The following is a 16,460-nucleotide window of genomic DNA, read 5'->3' on the forward strand; positions in this document are numbered from 1 at the left end:
TGATTATTTAGTTTAACCAAGACGGCAAAGACACAAAAGCACAATGCAACTTAATTTCAATAGCTGCAGCAAACCGAGAAGTTGAGAATAAGATAACTCGAAATGTTTTGAGTCGAGTTTTCCGGAAATGAAGACTATCAGGAATGCTTATTTGCGTTTCCTTTCATGCTCTTTCAGATATATTTTTCTTAATCTTATTGCTTTAGGCGTAATTTCTACTAACTCGTCTTCTTTAATATATTCCAATGCTTCTTCCAGTGAGAAAATTCTTTTAGGGATTTTACTAGAAGCATCATCTTTGCCTGCTGCACGGAAGTTCGTAAGTTGTTTAGCTTTGACAATATTTACAACAATATCATCCTGTCTGGTGTTTTCACCTACAATCTGACCTTCATAAATTTCCTCACCAGGGTCAACAAAGAAAGTGCCTCTGTCTAATAATTTATCAATAGAATATGAGGTTGCCGATCCGGTTTCCATGCTAATGAGAGAGCCGTTTAGCCTGCCGGGAATATTGCCTTTCCAAGGTTGATATTCGGCAAATCGGTGCGCCATGATAGCTTCGCCTTGCGAGGCAGTTAACATTTGACTTCTCAAGCCAATTAAACCTCTTGACGGGATGCTAAATTCCAAATGCTGCATATCTCCGCGCGGTTCCATAATCAGGAGTTCACCCTTGCGCTGTGTAGCAAGTTCTACAATTTTTCCTGAAAGCTCTTCCGGAACATCTACCACTAGGCTTTCTATCGGTTCATTCTGAACACCATCTATCTCTTTTGTGATTACTTTTGGCTGTCCTACTTGAAGTTCATAACCTTCTCTTCGCATTGTTTCAATGAGAATGGAAAGGTGAAGAATTCCACGTCCAAACACCAATAAGCTATCAGGACTTTCAGTATCAACCACTTTGAGTGCTAGATTTTTTTCAATTTCTTTCATCAATCTTTCTCTCAAGTGCCTGCTTGTTACAAATTTGCCGTCTTTGCCAAAAAATGGAGAATTGTTGATAGTAAACAACATACTCATAGTTGGTTCGTCAATCTTAATGTTGGGCAATGCTTCAGGATTATTGGCATCGGCAACTGTATCTCCAATTTGGAAATCTTCTAATCCCACAATTGCACAGATGTCACCCGCTTCAACTTTTGATACTTTTTTCTTGCCAAGTCCTTCAAAGGTATAGACTTCTTTCACTCTGCTCCTTTTTATGTTTCCCTCATTATTGATGAGCACAATAGATTGGTTTTCTATAATTGAGCCTCTTTTTATTTTGCCTACAGCAATTCTGCCTAGGTAGTTTGAATAGTCTAAAGAAGTAATTTGCATTTGCAAAAGACCTTCCTCTGTTTTGGGTTCCGGAACTTGTTCAAGTATTGTATCTAACAGATAACTAATGTCTTTTGTTGGAGTTTTCCAATCCGGTCCATACCAACCTTGTTTTGCAGAACCATATACTGTTTTGTAATCCAATTGCCATTCGGTGGCTTTCAAATTAAACATCAAGTCAAAGACAGCATCATTTACTTCATCGGGGCGGCAGTTTGGTTTGTCCACCTTGTTTACAATGACTACAGGTTTTAGCCCTAATTCTAACGCTTTATTGAGCACAAAACGGGTTTGTGGCATAGGACCTTCAAATGCATCTACGAGCAACAATACTCCATCAGCCATTTTGAGTACTCGTTCCACTTCACCTCCAAAATCTGCGTGTCCTGGTGTGTCAATAATGTTGATTTTAATACCCTTGTATTCGATGGATACATTTTTAGAGAATATAGTAATACCGCGTTCTCTCTCAAGGTCGTTATTGTCAAGGATTAAATCTCCTTTTTCTTCTTCTTGTCTAAAGGTGAGCGATTGGTGTAAAATTTTATCAACCAGTGTTGTCTTCCCATGGTCAACGTGTGCAATAATTGCAATATTTCTGAGGGCTTTCATAAAAGGGGTGCAAATGTAGTGATGTTTAACGGTTTTAAGAATAATATCTCAAAGTTACTATGGAAATTTTAGGATTTGAGCGCGTTTCAGGATAATTATGAAGGATTATATTGCTGCATAATCTTTCAGGTATTCATATCCTTTGTTGAGTTTTCCGTTTAAACAAATGGTTGCTCTGTCAAGAATTAGACTGTGCTCAGGATTAAGAATCTCAGGGATTAATCGTTGAACAAACGTTTTGCCAAAGAATGTGGAGGCATCTTTTGGTAGTTCGGTTGGTAAGTTGGTTACAGTCATCATGTCAATGGTGTCTGTTGAATAAGGGTTTGTTTCTTGCAATGTTTTTCTGCTGACTCCAAAAGCCGGATTAAAGATGTCTGTTGCTCTATATGTGATTGGTACTGAGCCATTCACATCACAAGATACATCAGCAATTACTGAAATTTTAAATGCCGAGTTTTGAATGTCTGTAGTTTCAAAAAGGCGTGGCATTCTTGAATTCCAAAAGATGCCGTTTATCAGTAAATCACACTGATTTGCATATTGAAGAAAAGAAGACTCGTAAAGTTCGGGTTCGGTGTGAAATTGTTTTCGGTCGTATTTTTTGTCTGATTTCCTTCTAAAAAGTTGTTTGCTTCCTAAATGAGTAAACCAAATCCCTTTTTTCTTATGTTTCAAAAAATCTTCCGGACTGATTTCTTCTAAGCCAATATCTGTTAAAAACTTATATGCACCACCGCCCACACGACCTGTGCCGGTTAGTACTATTTTAATATCTCCTTTGATTTTAGACTTTGCTTCTTCCACAATTCCTTTATATGAATTGATTTGGTAAGCAGGCGTTAGAGAAAATGTATTGTATTTGCGTCCCCAAGTTAACAATCCATTATATGCACCAACTTTGCCTGCAAAATTTCCAAAGCCTATAATCCGTTTGCCATTTGATTCGGTCAATGTTTCAAAATCAATCATCCTGATTTTTTTAGAAATGAGCGCTCTCATCAACTTCTGATTATAAGGCTGCTTTTTTATGGTATGAGAAAAGAAAAAATAGGTTTTATTAGGAATGAGCTTATCCGGAGGCACTTCTTTTACACCTAACAGCATATCACAGTCTGACATATCAGTGGTAATTTCGATTCCATGTTTTCTGTACTCGTTATCTGTAAAAGTTCTATCACTTGACGACTCCACACTGATTTTAATTTGAGGATGGTCAAGCATTAACTGTTCGCATTGATGCGGTGTTAAAACCGTTCTCTTATCTGCAGGTTGTTTCCATTCCTTTATAATTCCTATTTTTAGCATTTTTATTAAAAATTTTCCAGTATTTCAATGCGCTTAGAGATGGGCGGATGCGTGGCAAACAGACCGGATAATCCTGAAGTGAATTTGCTGTTATTGTCATTGTTAGCTATAAATAGTTGTTTCATTTCTCCATTTGCAAAATCCATTTTGTTGTTTCCAGATATTTTTCTGAGAGCTGAAGCAAGTGCCAATGGGTTTTTTGTCATATCAGCAGCACCGGCATCTGCCATGTACTCTCTTTTTCGTGAAAGTCCTAATTTGAAGAGAATAGAAAAGAAGTATGCTAACAATACTAACACAATTGCAATAAGAATAGCTGCTCCTCCGCCTTTGCCATCATTCTTACCACGTTTTCTGCTTCCAAAAATTAAATTGCGTGAAATGATTCTCGCCATTACAGCCAGAATGCCTACAAACACTATAGAGATGACGAGTAACCGTACATCTCTATTTCTAATATGCGTAAGTTCATGCGCAATCACTCCTTCGAGTTCTTTGTCGTCCAATGTGTCTATAATGCCTTTAGTGAGCGTAACCGTAAAGTTTTTTTCATTGATTCCGCTTGCAAAAGCATTCAGCACGGGCGTGTCAATAATTTGTAATTTAGGCATTGTCATGCCTACGCTCATGCATAAATTCTCAGTAAGATTATAAACACGTGGGTTTTCACTTCTGCTTAAACTTCTGGCATGTGTTCCTGCATTTATCATTGCGGTATTGCCGAAGTATGCAATAATGAACCACAATCCTATTCCAACCAATACATAAGGAAGAATAATTAAAAACTCTCTATTGGTCTGGTCAAATGCAGCGAGTTTGTCATATTCCCATACTTTTAATACACTCGCAAATAAAGTACCCCAAATTGGAATGAGTATCAGAATAGGGAAAGCAATCAGATATAATACCGACAAGCGGTTGTTACGTGCAATTTGGGTGTGAATGCCAATATAATCAGTCATTTATATTAAAGCATTATTAAAAACTAATCTCCGGAGCTTTGTCCATTGCAGCTCTGTTCTCTTCGCCAACCTCAAACATAGGTTGTGAAGTGAACCCAAACATGTTGGCAACTAGATTATTGGGGAATACTTGTATAGCTGTGTTGAGTTCGCGTGTAGCAGAGTTGAAAAATCTTCTCACAGCCGCCAATTTGTTTTCAATGTCTGAAATTTCCATTTGGAGATTCATAAAGTTTTGGTTTGCTTTAAGGTCGGGGTAAGCTTCAACTTGAACACTTAGTCCACTCATGGCTTGAGAGAGTTCGTTTTCTGCAGCGATTTTGTCATTAATACTTCCTGCTTTCATTGCGCGTGAACGTGCTTCAGTAACTTTGGTGAGTACTCCTTCTTCATGTTTCATATATCCCTTTACTGTATTCAGAAGTTGTGGAATTAAATCGTGCCGTTGCTTTAATTGTACATCAATGTCTGCAAATGCATTCTCTCTGCGCAATTTGAGTTTGACTAAACGGTTGTAAATACTGATTAGGAAGACAATCACTAATCCAATAATAATTAAAATGATATACATGATGTGTGTTTGTTTGATTACTGCGAATATATGTTAAAGGATTGAGTTATATCAGTATGAGACAAATAAGAAATATGAAAAACAAAAAAGCCGCTTTTGGCGGCTCCTTTGTTGTGATTTTGCAGATGAAATAAAGTTTAGTGACTCACAACTATCTTTTGGGTTACGGTTGTACCATCAGAATTGATGGTAACAGTATAAACACTATTGGGTAAGTCGCTGGTATTCAGTAAATAGGAGCTGTTTCCGCTATTAAAATTAAACACATCTTGTTTAATCACTTGACCTTGAATATTGCGTATGGAAATTTCTGCATTATCTGCTTTGTTAAACATAATATTTACCATATCGTCAGCTGGGTTAGGGAAGATGCTTAATGCTTGTTGCATCTCAGTTTGATTTGCAGAAGTGCGCATATTTACACGAACAAATTGAGATTGAAGTACTTCTTTTGTTTTGTCATCTTGAAGGAATACAACAATGCCAAGGTTCCAGAAGTTTTCAATAGAATGCTCGTTTGCCCAGTTTATAATATTGTTAGATTGAGCATTAACAGGGAGTCGGTAATTACCATGGAATTGATAATTGCCATGTTCAGAGTGTGTTGTGTTTTTTGAAAGTGCAGGAAGCACTTTTCCTGTTGGACCATAAGCAAATTTCTTCAACACATTATGAAACTCGGTTTCTCCATTGGTCTTAATGTTTTTGTAAGTAATCGTCTCTACTATAGCAACATGTAATTTAATTCCGGCAGGAAGATCTATATATGGAGTAACCTTCACATCAAAGTTGAAATTATCTTTCCATACCATATATGCATTAGCTTCAATGTTCACAAATGCAGGTACGTCCATGTAATTTTGGATCATTGATGGTGTTGATATACCTGGGTTGAACCTAGGGTTGCCATCAATCATTGTAGCAGGAATTGAGTTTACACCACCATAATATCCTCCTCGAGTACCATTTTCTAAAGTATAATATGGATCCCCGGTTGATGGAAAGGAATACTGGTATTTTAAGTAAACATATCTGTCTTCAGGCATTGGGTCTGTGATAGAGAGAATTTTTTTATTGCCCGCATTGCATGGTCCGCAGGTTGAAGATGTAAAACTTTCTATTAGAATTCTGCGATTTATAAACGTGTCTAATACTTGAATTGTTATAGAAGCCATGTCATCATCAGCAATTGGGTCTGTATTGCCATTAGGATTTTTTACTTGAAAATCAATAGTGTATGTGCCGGGAGATGAAGGAGTCCATTTTGTAGGGTGAGATAATTCGTAATATGAGTTGGGAGCAACGTTGGGAACGGTTGCAGTGCTTGTTACCCAACTGCCACCATTAATTCTGTATGATGCTTCTACATTGGTTAATGCAGCAGAACCGTGATTTTGAATTGTAGATTTTATTGTAAAAGGTGCAGAAGAAGACATGTTAAATGGGTTGAAAATTACTTCTTTCACTCTTGTTGAACTTGTTGGTTGAGTTCCCGATGTAAATTTGTAATAGCTGTTATCTTCATCTGTAAAGAGGTTCTGTGTAGTTTGATTGGCTCCTAAATTAGGTGAACCGGCAATTGAATATGCACTTGAACTATTAACTTGAATACCTGCACTCAGTTGTACATTGTTAGAACATAAGGAAGTTCCATTAACACATAGGGTTTTCATATCAACAATGTAAATATTATTTGTTGTTTCTTCCAAAACAACAGCCCAATATGTCCAACCGTTGCTTATATGTGCTTCACCATAAAAGTTAAACCAAATCCAATGTTGTCTGTTTGGGGATGTTCCGTATGTTCTACTCAAAATTGCACTTTTGTATGTAGTTGAGCCACTTGATGAAGACATTGGTTTAATCCCAAGTATGCAAACAGAATTGTCAGCAATGTCAGGACTTGGTAATGTAGCATTGGCAAAGGAGGTAGGTTTAGTAGTTGGCGTACTATCGCTAAATGTTACAGCTCCGAAATTTCCTGCAAAGTATTTGGTTACAGCATTACCATTAAATTCGAAGGCAAATGGAATGGTTTGCGCGCTCGAATAACTAGTAGTTGCGTTTGCATCACCATTCCAAATAGTTGTCCAACCTGAACCATGTGCAGGGAATGGGTTTTCGCCATCTTGGTTGAGACCTTTTGGATTTTGTCCATCCTTATAAAAGGTGTAATAGTATTGAGCATTTGTGAAACCTATACTTAAGAAAAATGCTATACCAAATGATAATAAAAGTTTTTTCATGTTGATTTTGATTTTAGTTGATAATGAGTTTGCTCACAGATACGCTGTGTCCGTCATTGATCTCAATGAAATATATACCTTGAGATAAAGTTTGAGTTTCTATTTCTCTATTTTGTGATGAGATATAGGTATTAAGCAGTGCTTTGCCTTCAATATTTTTAACTGTTATATTTCCTGATTGCTTTCCTTGTACTCTTATTTTTGTGCCGGCAGATACAGGATTTGGGTAAATAATTAAGTCAGTAACTCCCCTAACAGTTGTAATGCTATTATAGGCATCCCATGCTTCTGCATATACCACAATTGTCACTTTTTGATTTCTGTTATTAACATTGAAAATATCGATAATCATTTCTGCAATTCCTATCCCTTTACCAGGGTAAAAGTGTGGATAGAATATACCGCTATCACCTAAGACCATAAGAAAATCTGCACTGTCAACATCTGAGGGGTAGCATAAGTTAATATCGCAAACGGCACTTTCCCATTCGTTAGAAGGTAAATTGTTGATTGTTCTTACCCATCTAAAAGAATCAGACAAGGCACTCACATTTTTGAAAACAAAACCATGTTCTAAGTCTGAGAAGTCATTGTCGTTTGCTTTGTTCGGACCTGATATCCAAACAGTATCCGCAGAGCTATAAACTGCTTGTGCGTTGATTGATAATGCAGCGCAAGTGAATATTATAATGCTTAAAAGAAGTTTTTTCATGTTGTTTATTTAAACTTAAAAGCCACTGTTGAAGTGGCTTTTAAAGTGTGTAAAAGATAAAATTATTTTATTTTTGTGTATTCGCCATTTACAAAGGTTACTTGATTGTCTCCTGTTTTGCGCCAAAAAACAACCACCGCTTTTAGATTTTCTTTTTTCCAGTTTGCATCTAAAGTGCCTGTATATGTTTTTGAAATTTTAGTTCCTTTGGTGACAGAAGAGGCAACTACGTCTCCTACTACTTCCGTAGTCAGGCTAAGTCTAAGAACATCATCATGCATGTTTTTGTCTTCGGTTCTACCGTCTTGATATTGATTTGCTTGAAGTCTGCTCTCTGTGATATAAACAGCAAAGCGGTATTCATCTGAAAAATCTTTATAAAATTGAGCATTAATCGTTACAGTGATATTGTCTCCATCTAATTTTACAACAGGTTTTGCATATACATCGGGATCGGTTTTAGATAATATTTCATTGACTTTGGTAGTAGTAGAAGATTGCATACTTGCACCACCGGAAAATGAAGCAATTTGTCCGTTTCCGTCAGCGATAAATAATGTAGGTACTCCTTTTACGCTAAATACGCCAGCAAGTTGGGTTGAATGTGCGTTGTTGAATGGATCAGTAGCACCACCAGCGCCATTTACTTGACATGAAACAACATGTACTCTTTCATTTATTTTTTTAGCAGCTTGAATAGTTGGTTTGCCATAAGCACCGCATGGTCCACACCATGTTCCGCCAAAATAGAACATCATAACATTTTGGACAGGTTTGGTGGTTGTTGTTTTGCCACTGTTATCTCCACCGTCATCTTTTTTGTCTTTTTTACATCCGGCAAACCCGATTAAGAGCGCAGGAATCATAAGTAATAGTACCTTTTTCATAATGTGAATTTATATTTAATCCGCACAAATATATAATGAAATTTGAAACCTCAAGCGTTTTTTTGAATAATTGTTTTTAGGCTGATATCCATGCTTTTAACTGAATGGGTGAGCGCACCTATCGAAATAAAGTCTATGCCTGTACCCAGATATTCAGTAATGTTTTGCTCGTTGATTCCACCGGATGCTTCAGTTTCAAATCGGTTGTTTATAATCAAAACTGCTTCTTGAATTTCTTTTGGTGTGAAGTTGTCAAGCATTATGCGGTTTACATTGCCTATAGCGCAAACTTCCTTGACTTCTTCTATGTTTCGGGTTTCTATTTCTATTTTCAGGTTCAGGTTGTGCTCTTGCAAATATTCTAAGGTTTTTGTAATTGCAGGGGTAATTCCACCGCAAAAGTCAATATGGTTGTCTTTGAGCATAATCATGTCAAATAAACCCATTCTGTGATTATCTGCACCGCCAATTTTGACTGCATACTTCTCAAGCAATCGCATGCCAGGAGTGGTTTTGCGAGTGTCTAATATACGAACATTGTATGGTGCTGCTAATGAAGCATATTTATGTGCTGTTGTTGCAATGCCACTCAGTCTTTGAATAAAGTTGAGTACTAATCTTTCTCCGGAAAGTATGTCTGTAGCAGAGCCTTGAATATGCAATAATTGGGTTCCGTATTCTACTGGTGAGCCTTCCGGGACGAGTAATTCTACATTAATTTGAGGGTTTATCTTATTGAAAATTTCAATTGCTATAGGGAGTCCGGCAATGATACCCGGTTCTTTTGCAATCATTTGTGCACTGCCGGTTGTGTGGGGAGGAATTGCAGCTAATGATGAATGAGCAGCCTTCCCTATATCTTCATTTAAACCAAGTTCAATGAGTTGCTGTACTTGGTCTTGTTTCCAAAAATTATCAAGGGTCATAATTGCTTTACTATCTCTATTTCTTGAATCTGAAAATCAGAACCTATTTGTTTAAGAAAGATAGTAATTCGAAACTCTTCTTTTTCTGTTTTGTATGAAAAGACAATAAATTTTGAACCGGTATTGGAAGTGCCGTTATGAATAATTTGATTGCTCTGCGCTTTGTATTGGCTAAAAAATTTCTGCATTACTTGTTTTGCTTGGGCTTTGCTATAAACGCCATCTCCGGTAGGTGTTGTAATTTCAATGCTTGAACCGAAACTTTCACTCAATTTTTGTGCATCACCGGTATTAAAGGCTTCTGTAATATTTTCAATAGCTCCATTCATTTCCATTGGAAGTGGTTCGTCAGGAGTGTACAGAGCAAATAAACTCAATAGGAAGGTAATAAACATTGTCATTGTAAATTATTGTTTATGCAAAGTAAAATCAAAAACTTTGCCATATCAATACATTCTCAAAAATAAAATAAACTTTAAGGATAACTAACTTGTATATCAAGCCCTTTCAAGTATTTTTGCCTATTCATATTCAATGCGTACAACAAAGGTTAAGGTAGTTTTTTTTGATTTAGATAGGACATTGTGGGATTTTGAAAAGAATGCTAATGAGACTTTAGTGGAATTATTTGATGAGTTTAATTTTAGTAATTACACTAACCACACTTCACAAGATTTCGTTGATTCTTTTCGCAAACATACACACAGTCTTTGGCAAGAATATGAACAAGGAATCATTGATAAACAGACACTGCGTGAAAGGCGTTTCCAATTAGCAATGGAAGATATCGCTGTTCCTTTACATAACCGCCCTGTTCTGATGTGGAATCATTTTCTTGAAAGATGTCCCTACAGAACAAACTTGTTGCCTGGTACTCATGAAGTACTGAACTCGTTGTCTCAACACTATCCATTGTATATAATTACAAATGGATTTACAGAGATTCAGCGAACTAAATTAGAGAATACAGGCTTGTTAGGATTCTTTAATGATGTAATTATTTCAGAAGAAGTCGGGTGCAAAAAACCCGAAAAAGCAATTTTTGAGTTGGCTCTGAAACGAGCAGGGATTGTGAATTCCCAAGACGCATTAATGATTGGCGATAGTCTTGAACATGATGTGTTAGGGGCTATGAATGCCGGCTTGCAAGCTGTTTGGATGAATAGCCAATTATTGAATAAGCATCCGGATTTTGCAGAAATTAAAACAATTTCGTCATTACATGAGTTGAAGCATATTTTGCTTTAATTAGCTATTTTTTGCAATATCTCTGATGGGATAATATCTGAATGGGAAGCATTGAATGTACATTGACCATTCTTGATTATCAAAATTTGAGGTGATTGATGCTGCACCGCAAAGACAGTTGCAATGTTGTTTGAAATATCCCTAAACTTTAGCAAGTCCAGATAATAGAAATCTATTTTTGAATTTGCAAATTCAGTATCTGATTCCACTTTTTTAAGAGCAGTACGACTGACCGGACAGCGAGTGCTGTGTTTGAATATCAGAGAGAATCCTAGTTTTGTTTGTATCGCTTCGACTTGTTCGAGTGTTTCGAGTACAATCTTATTCATGAGTAGCGTTTGGGTGTTGCAAACTTGTTTCATTTACTTTGGGACAATGATCTTTTCTTGAGGCACATGAAGAAAGTATTAATATTGCAATTGCTACAGATAATGAAAGGGAGAAAAAGTTTTTCATTTGTTCAAATTTTACGCCTGCAAAGTAAATGTATTTTTCAATAGCATTAACAAAAGAAACGTTAGAGGAGTATAGGGCATTGCTTTCTAATAACAAACTCAGTGAGTTAGATTTTGTTTTTAGACACAAAAATATGCCTGTCGAAGTCCGTTCATTTCTTGCTGCACAGATTAAATTGAGAAAAAAGGCTGAAAAGAAACATCCCAATTTCTTTAAGAGTTGTTGTTTTTATCTTGAACAAGCCCTCGAACAAAGTACAGCTTATTGGGTTGCTAGGCATAAAGCTGCTTTGTTTCAACAAAATAGTACTTTGTTGGTTTGTGATTTAACCGGTGGTATGGGGGCAGAGTCTGTTGCTTTTGCAGATAATGGAAACCAAGTAGTTTATATTGAACCTCACAAGGAATTATTTGATATTTCTAACTATAACTTTGAGCGACTCGGATTATCTGCTCAGATAGAGTTAATGAATACAAATGCCGAAGATTTTTTATTGCAAAATGTCTCAGCCTTTGATTTAACTCTGTTAGACCCGGACAGGAGGGCACAAGGTGTACGAGATTTTACACTTGAAAACTCTTCTCCTAATCCTTTGTTGTTAGAAGAAGAAATTTTGAAAAAATCAAGAAAATTGTTAGTTAAACATTCACCTTTAATTGATATTCAGTATTTGCGAGAACAATTCAACTTTTTACAAACAGTGTTTGTTTTTTCATTTCGAAATGAAGTAAAAGAAGTAACAACTTTGCATACACGTGGAGATGTCAATGATACAAAAGTTGTATGTATTTGTATTAATAGTAAAGGTGTAAAGTCAGTTGTAGCATTTAATGAGAATGCAGATAAGCATATAACTCATGTGAACTCTGGCTGTAAGGAGTATTTTTTTGAACCGGATAAAGCAATTATTAAATCAGGGTATGCATCTTTATATGCATCAAGACTTGGTTTGGAATCGATTTCACCGGGGATTCCATATTTCACTTCAGAAAATGTACCGCATAATTTTATAGGGAGAATATTTGAAGTGAAAGAGGTTGTTAAATATAACAATCAGTCAATCAAAGAGATTTTAAATAAATACAAAATTGTTAAAGCTTCAATTGGAGCACGCGGTTTTTCACTCAAAGCCGATGAGATAGAGAAAAAATTTCAATTAAAACCGGATGATACCCATCACTTGTTTTTCTATATAAACAAAGATGGCGAGAAGGAAGTGGTTTTGTGTGAAACTTATTTGCCGAAAGCTTCGATATAATTTTCAATAGCCTTTACAATGCTCGGAGCTTCAGGAGTAGGAGCCGGTATTTGACAATTTAGACCTGCTTCTTCAATGGCTTGCAATGTAGTTTGCCCAAAAGCAGCAAGCCTTGTGTTATTTTGTTTGAACTGAGGGAAATTATCATAAAGGGATTTGATATCTGCCGGGCTAAAGAACACTATAATGTCATAAAAAACATTTTCCAAATCGGATAAGTCAGCTGAAACTGTATAATACATTATTGCTTCTGTAAACTGTAACCCTTGTTTAGTCAGAAAGTCCGGAATCATTGGTTTTCTGATATCAGAACAAGCAAATAAAAAATTCTCTTTCTTATGTGTGTTTAAGAGTTTAAGAAAAAAGTTATCTCCCTTCTTTTTTGGGAAAAACACTTTCCTTTTTCTCATTAATATATAGTGCTGAATATAATTAGCAATTGCTTCGTTTGTACAGAAATATTTGAATTCAATTGGTAGTGTAACGCGCATTTCATCGCATATTCTAAAGAAGTGGTCAACGCCATTTTTGGAAGTAAGAATGACAGCGGTATGATCTAAAATCGAAATGCTCCTTTTTCTTAATTCTCTGGCTGGTACCGGGTCAATTTGAATAAACGGACGAAAGTCAACCTTGAGTTTGTATTTTGCAATTAAATCATCGTAGATAGTTTTTGAGCCTTCAGGCTTAGGTTGTGAAACAAGGATTGTCTTAACTTTTAAAGGGTTCTCATTCATATTTCTATATAGCCACTAATCCATTTAATACCTATTAATAATAGGGGAATTTCCAGGGTGCAAAGATAAATAATTAAATAGATTAATTGTCTTTGTTCAAAACGTAGGCATAAAAATACTCCTCTAAGTGTTCTTGTTGAATATAATGTAATGATAATCAATATGGTAGTTGCGAAGTGTTCGTAAAGATTTACTTTTAGAAAAGAGAGTGAAAAAATAATAATAGGAAATCCGATGAGTGATAGGTTATATAAAGTGTTAAGAGATATAATATTAAATGCACCCATGATATCAGCAAAATCCAATGAATGTGCTATTACGGTTTGAATAAATCTTAATCCAAAAAATACGCATACAAACAATAGGAAGCCTATAAATGCTATGAAATAATTGTATGCAATATAAGGGGAAATGAGTGTGATGAGAGGGGTAGCAATAAGACTGGATATAAAAACTGAGCTAATCAAAAATGGTAGAGTTTTGTTTGTGTCAAACCATGACGTGTCATTTGAGAGTAATTCAGATAGCCCTGAAACTCCATAAAAAGCCCTGAGCTGGAGTTTGAATTTGAATGGAATGAACCTTGAATAAAAAATAAGTAGGACAACGAAGATAAAAAACAGAAGATAGTAGTAGTTGAAATTTGTTACCTGAGTGCGGAGATGCTGATCGTTTGTTATGCTTGCTTCTTGCTGTCTGCTGTTATGAAAATAATAGGGATTGATGATACGTGCAGAGTCAACCGTGTTCCAATTTCTAATGGAATCTTTATTTAATTTTTCTTGTTTCTTATACTCTACACGTGGAGTTGCATTCTGACTTGAGTCTTTTTGCGTGCTGTCAGCCATGTTACTGTTTATGTGTGCTAATGAGTCTGATTGAGCAATTGAGAGCAAGTTGTTGATTATGAATAATATTACAAAAGCTAAAAATCTCATTACTGTGTATTAGAAAAGTCCGATTAAACCAAAGTGAAATTTACCTGATTGAAATTTAATTGGATTCTGATTCTCTCGACCCAACGCATAGGCAAGTGTAAGAACCCCAACACCTGTTTCTAAATTTGCTCCAAATCCGAACCCAAATGGGAAGTCATGTTTAGTGTTCGTTCTTGTCATACTCTTGTCTTCATAATATGCTCCATTCCAAAATGCAAAGATGTTGGCATTTTGGCTCAACAAATATCGATATTCTAATGTAACCATAGTGTAATTGGACGCAAATAGAGATTGTTCATTAAAACCGCGCAAAGAATAAACTCCACCAAAACGAATAAGTTCGTTGAAAAAGATTGTCGGTGAATATATTCCTTCGCTTTGTGCAGATGTTTTGATAGTGCTTGTTTTGCCAATTTGTGTGTACTTTTCAATCAATAGGCGATATCTGTATTGTAACATATTCATACGTATTGAGTCATATATATTAAAGAACTCGCCTCCCGAGTTTTTGAGTGCTAATGCGTTAATTCTGGAATCTTTGCGTATTGATTTTGTTCCAATTAATGCACTGCTTTCAATTCTGTAACCTTTACGTGGATTAAAGATATAATCAAGTCGGTTGAAAATTACTTCAACTCCATAGTTTCTTACTGTAATGGGCTGAATATCGGGAATCTTTTTTGTGGCTTTTATTTGATTGGTGTCAACGGAAATCAGAGAGGTTCCTTGGTTTTCAAAGAAAAATTTCAATTTGTCTTTGCCATTCATCGCATAACTAATTCCCAATCTTCCTTGCATCTGTGAAAATAAGGTGTCATATTTTAATCCGCTTCCCCCAATTTCTAACCCTATGTTACTGCCAAATATATAAGGTATTTCTGTTATGAGTTTGAATTCCTGAGAGCGTTCATTAAAGAATCTAATGTTCGCATCCAATGATTGCCCACCTTTGAACATATTACCCAATTTAATGCGAAGTTCACCTGTAATAAGCAATTTATTAGTCGAACTACTGCCTGTGGATGGAGGGGCGAAACCTATAATACCATCTACAAAATCATTGTTTTTATGCTCGAGATATAACATTGGTTTTGCTCTGTTTCCAATAAAAACAATGGTGCTGGGTTGTGTCAGTTTTATAAAGGGCAGCGTACGCAATAGTTTGTCAATTTCCTTCACTAAACTTTCATTATAGGGGTTGTTCGGCTTTATTTGAGTTAATGCTGCAAGGTATCTTGGGCTGACTTTAGCATTGCCTTGTACTTCTATGGAGTCAAAGAGTATTTGTTGCCCTTTGTTAACTAATACTCTTGCGAAAATATCTTGTTCTACAATGTCAATTATTTGCAGTCTGGTGGACACAAAAGGATGTCCGCGGTTTTCCCAGTAGCGTGTTATTTGAGAGAAAATTGACTGAATGTCAGATGACGAAAAAGGAATATTTTGAATTGAATCGGATAGGTTTAACAGGCGTAGTGTTTCCTTATCAAAACTTAATGTAGCATTACTGATTTTATTGCCAATATGAAAGAAAATAATCCATTTGGGAATTTGTTTACTAATTCTGTCCACACCTGCTTCCAGAAATCCCTGCATGTTTAGGCTGTCTTTTATCCTTGAGATAATAAAGGGGGCTTCAGTTTCAGTTGTACTGATGTCTTGGAGAAAGTTGCTTGGATTATCAGTTTGAAATGAGAGGGTGATTGAGTTCGTGTCTTGTGAAAATAGCTTGCTATCACCACAGAGATGTAAAATTAAAATCGAATATAAAACAACATATCGTAGCAATTTGCGAGTATTTCTTTCTTTGCCTTAAACAAAGTTAAAAGTGATTTTCTGTTCAATTTCGGGTGATAGACTTAGCGCAACAGGGCAAGTCTTGGCACTTCGCATTAATGCTTCTTTACTGTTTGCATTGCCATTGCGTAAAAGGATGTCGAATTCAATTTCTATACCTACAACCCTGCGTGGAGGCTCAGTTGACATTTTCTTTAAAACCCGAGCTTTGCTTCCATCAATGAATATACCGCTTGTTTTTGCATAGATTCCCATGATTGTAAACATGCAAGCAGCCAATGAAGTTGCAAGTAAATCAGTGGGTGAAAATGCTTCACCTTTTCCTTGGTTATCAGTTGGGGCATCTGTGATGAAGGTTTGAGAGGATTTTACATGTGTAAGTTCACATCTTAACTCCCCATTATATGTTACGATTGATGTACTCATTATTAATATTGTTTACCTTTGCTGTTGGAAACTTCAAAATTACAGATAAA

Annotated in this window: 16 protein-coding genes; 2 read left to right on the top strand and 14 right to left on the bottom strand. The window is 36.0% G+C overall.

Annotation, left to right across the window (positions count from 1 at the left end; translation table 11 throughout):
• Positions 1-147: 147 nt before the first annotated feature.
• From typA to M0R38_04725, 9 genes are all read right to left on the bottom strand, one after another.
• On the bottom strand, positions 148-1,938 hold the full coding sequence (typA, locus tag M0R38_04685; GenBank protein MCK9481041.1) for a translational GTPase TypA: 1,791 nt from the start codon (positions 1,936-1,938) through the stop codon (positions 148-150).
• A 105-nt stretch (positions 1,939-2,043) separates the two neighbouring features.
• Positions 2,044-3,246: an NAD(P)-dependent oxidoreductase gene (locus M0R38_04690; GenBank protein MCK9481042.1), complete on the bottom strand. Its 1,203-nt coding sequence runs from the start codon at positions 3,244-3,246 to the stop codon at positions 2,044-2,046.
• 5 nt (positions 3,247-3,251) lie between these two features.
• Positions 3,252-4,208: a M48 family metallopeptidase gene (locus M0R38_04695; GenBank protein MCK9481043.1), complete on the bottom strand. Its 957-nt coding sequence runs from the start codon at positions 4,206-4,208 to the stop codon at positions 3,252-3,254.
• A 16-nt stretch (positions 4,209-4,224) separates the two neighbouring features.
• A complete protein-coding gene (locus tag M0R38_04700; GenBank protein ID MCK9481044.1) occupies positions 4,225-4,779 on the bottom strand; it encodes a LemA family protein in 555 nt (184 codons plus the stop codon).
• 137 nt (positions 4,780-4,916) lie between these two features.
• Entirely contained in the window at positions 4,917-7,025 is a 2,109-nt protein-coding gene (locus tag M0R38_04705; protein MCK9481045.1) for a T9SS type A sorting domain-containing protein, read from the bottom strand.
• Positions 7,026-7,038: 13 nt separating this feature from the next.
• Positions 7,039-7,737 (bottom strand): T9SS type A sorting domain-containing protein, encoded by a 699-nt coding sequence (locus tag M0R38_04710; GenBank protein MCK9481046.1) that lies wholly within the window; start codon positions 7,735-7,737, stop codon positions 7,039-7,041.
• A gap of 62 nt (positions 7,738-7,799) precedes the next feature.
• Positions 7,800-8,624: an Omp28-related outer membrane protein gene (locus tag M0R38_04715; GenBank protein ID MCK9481047.1), complete on the bottom strand. Its 825-nt coding sequence runs from the start codon at positions 8,622-8,624 to the stop codon at positions 7,800-7,802.
• Positions 8,625-8,674: 50 nt separating this feature from the next.
• Positions 8,675-9,550: a carboxylating nicotinate-nucleotide diphosphorylase gene (gene nadC, locus M0R38_04720; protein ID MCK9481048.1), complete on the bottom strand. Its 876-nt coding sequence runs from the start codon at positions 9,548-9,550 to the stop codon at positions 8,675-8,677.
• The gene (locus M0R38_04725) at positions 9,547-9,951 is read right to left on the bottom strand and encodes a DUF4783 domain-containing protein (GenBank protein ID MCK9481049.1); all 405 of its coding nucleotides are present in this window, start codon (positions 9,949-9,951) and stop codon (positions 9,547-9,549) included. The genes nadC and M0R38_04725 overlap by 4 nt, the downstream gene beginning before the upstream one ends.
• Positions 9,952-10,084: 133 nt before the next feature.
• On the opposite strand from M0R38_04725, the gene M0R38_04730 reads away from it, so the two are divergent.
• Entirely contained in the window at positions 10,085-10,798 is a 714-nt protein-coding gene (locus tag M0R38_04730) for a YjjG family noncanonical pyrimidine nucleotidase (GenBank protein ID MCK9481050.1), read from the top strand.
• Here the strand turns inward: M0R38_04730 and ytxJ are convergent.
• Positions 10,795-11,127 (bottom strand): bacillithiol system redox-active protein YtxJ, encoded by a 333-nt coding sequence (gene ytxJ, locus M0R38_04735; GenBank protein MCK9481051.1) that lies wholly within the window; start codon positions 11,125-11,127, stop codon positions 10,795-10,797. The two genes, M0R38_04730 and ytxJ, sit on opposite strands and share 4 nt — an antisense overlap.
• Positions 11,128-11,282: 155 nt before the next feature.
• On the opposite strand from ytxJ, the gene M0R38_04740 reads away from it, so the two are divergent.
• On the top strand, positions 11,283-12,512 hold the full coding sequence (locus M0R38_04740; protein MCK9481052.1) for a hypothetical protein: 1,230 nt from the start codon (positions 11,283-11,285) through the stop codon (positions 12,510-12,512).
• On the opposite strand, the gene M0R38_04745 is transcribed toward M0R38_04740, so the two are convergent.
• Genes M0R38_04745 through M0R38_04760 form a run of 4 tightly spaced genes read right to left on the bottom strand, consistent with a single transcriptional unit; the run spans position 12,488 to position 16,410 of the window.
• Positions 12,488-13,249 (bottom strand): uroporphyrinogen-III synthase, encoded by a 762-nt coding sequence (locus M0R38_04745; GenBank protein ID MCK9481053.1) that lies wholly within the window; start codon positions 13,247-13,249, stop codon positions 12,488-12,490. The genes M0R38_04740 and M0R38_04745 overlap by 25 nt on opposite strands.
• Positions 13,246-14,187, bottom strand: coding sequence for a DUF4271 domain-containing protein (locus tag M0R38_04750; GenBank protein MCK9481054.1), 942 nt, complete (start codon positions 14,185-14,187; stop codon positions 13,246-13,248). Before M0R38_04750 ends, M0R38_04745 begins: the two co-directional genes overlap by 4 nt.
• 9 nt (positions 14,188-14,196) lie before the next feature.
• Positions 14,197-15,975, bottom strand: a complete 1,779-nt coding sequence (locus M0R38_04755) for a hypothetical protein (GenBank protein MCK9481055.1) — start codon at positions 15,973-15,975, stop codon at positions 14,197-14,199.
• Positions 15,976-15,999: 24 nt separating this feature from the next.
• Positions 16,000-16,410, bottom strand: coding sequence for an OsmC family protein (locus tag M0R38_04760; GenBank protein ID MCK9481056.1), 411 nt, complete (start codon positions 16,408-16,410; stop codon positions 16,000-16,002).
• Positions 16,411-16,460: the final 50 nt, after the last annotated feature.

It is taken from the genome of Bacteroidia bacterium (assembly GCA_023228875.1).
Lineage (GTDB): Bacteria > Bacteroidota > Bacteroidia > NS11-12g > UBA955 > JALOAG01.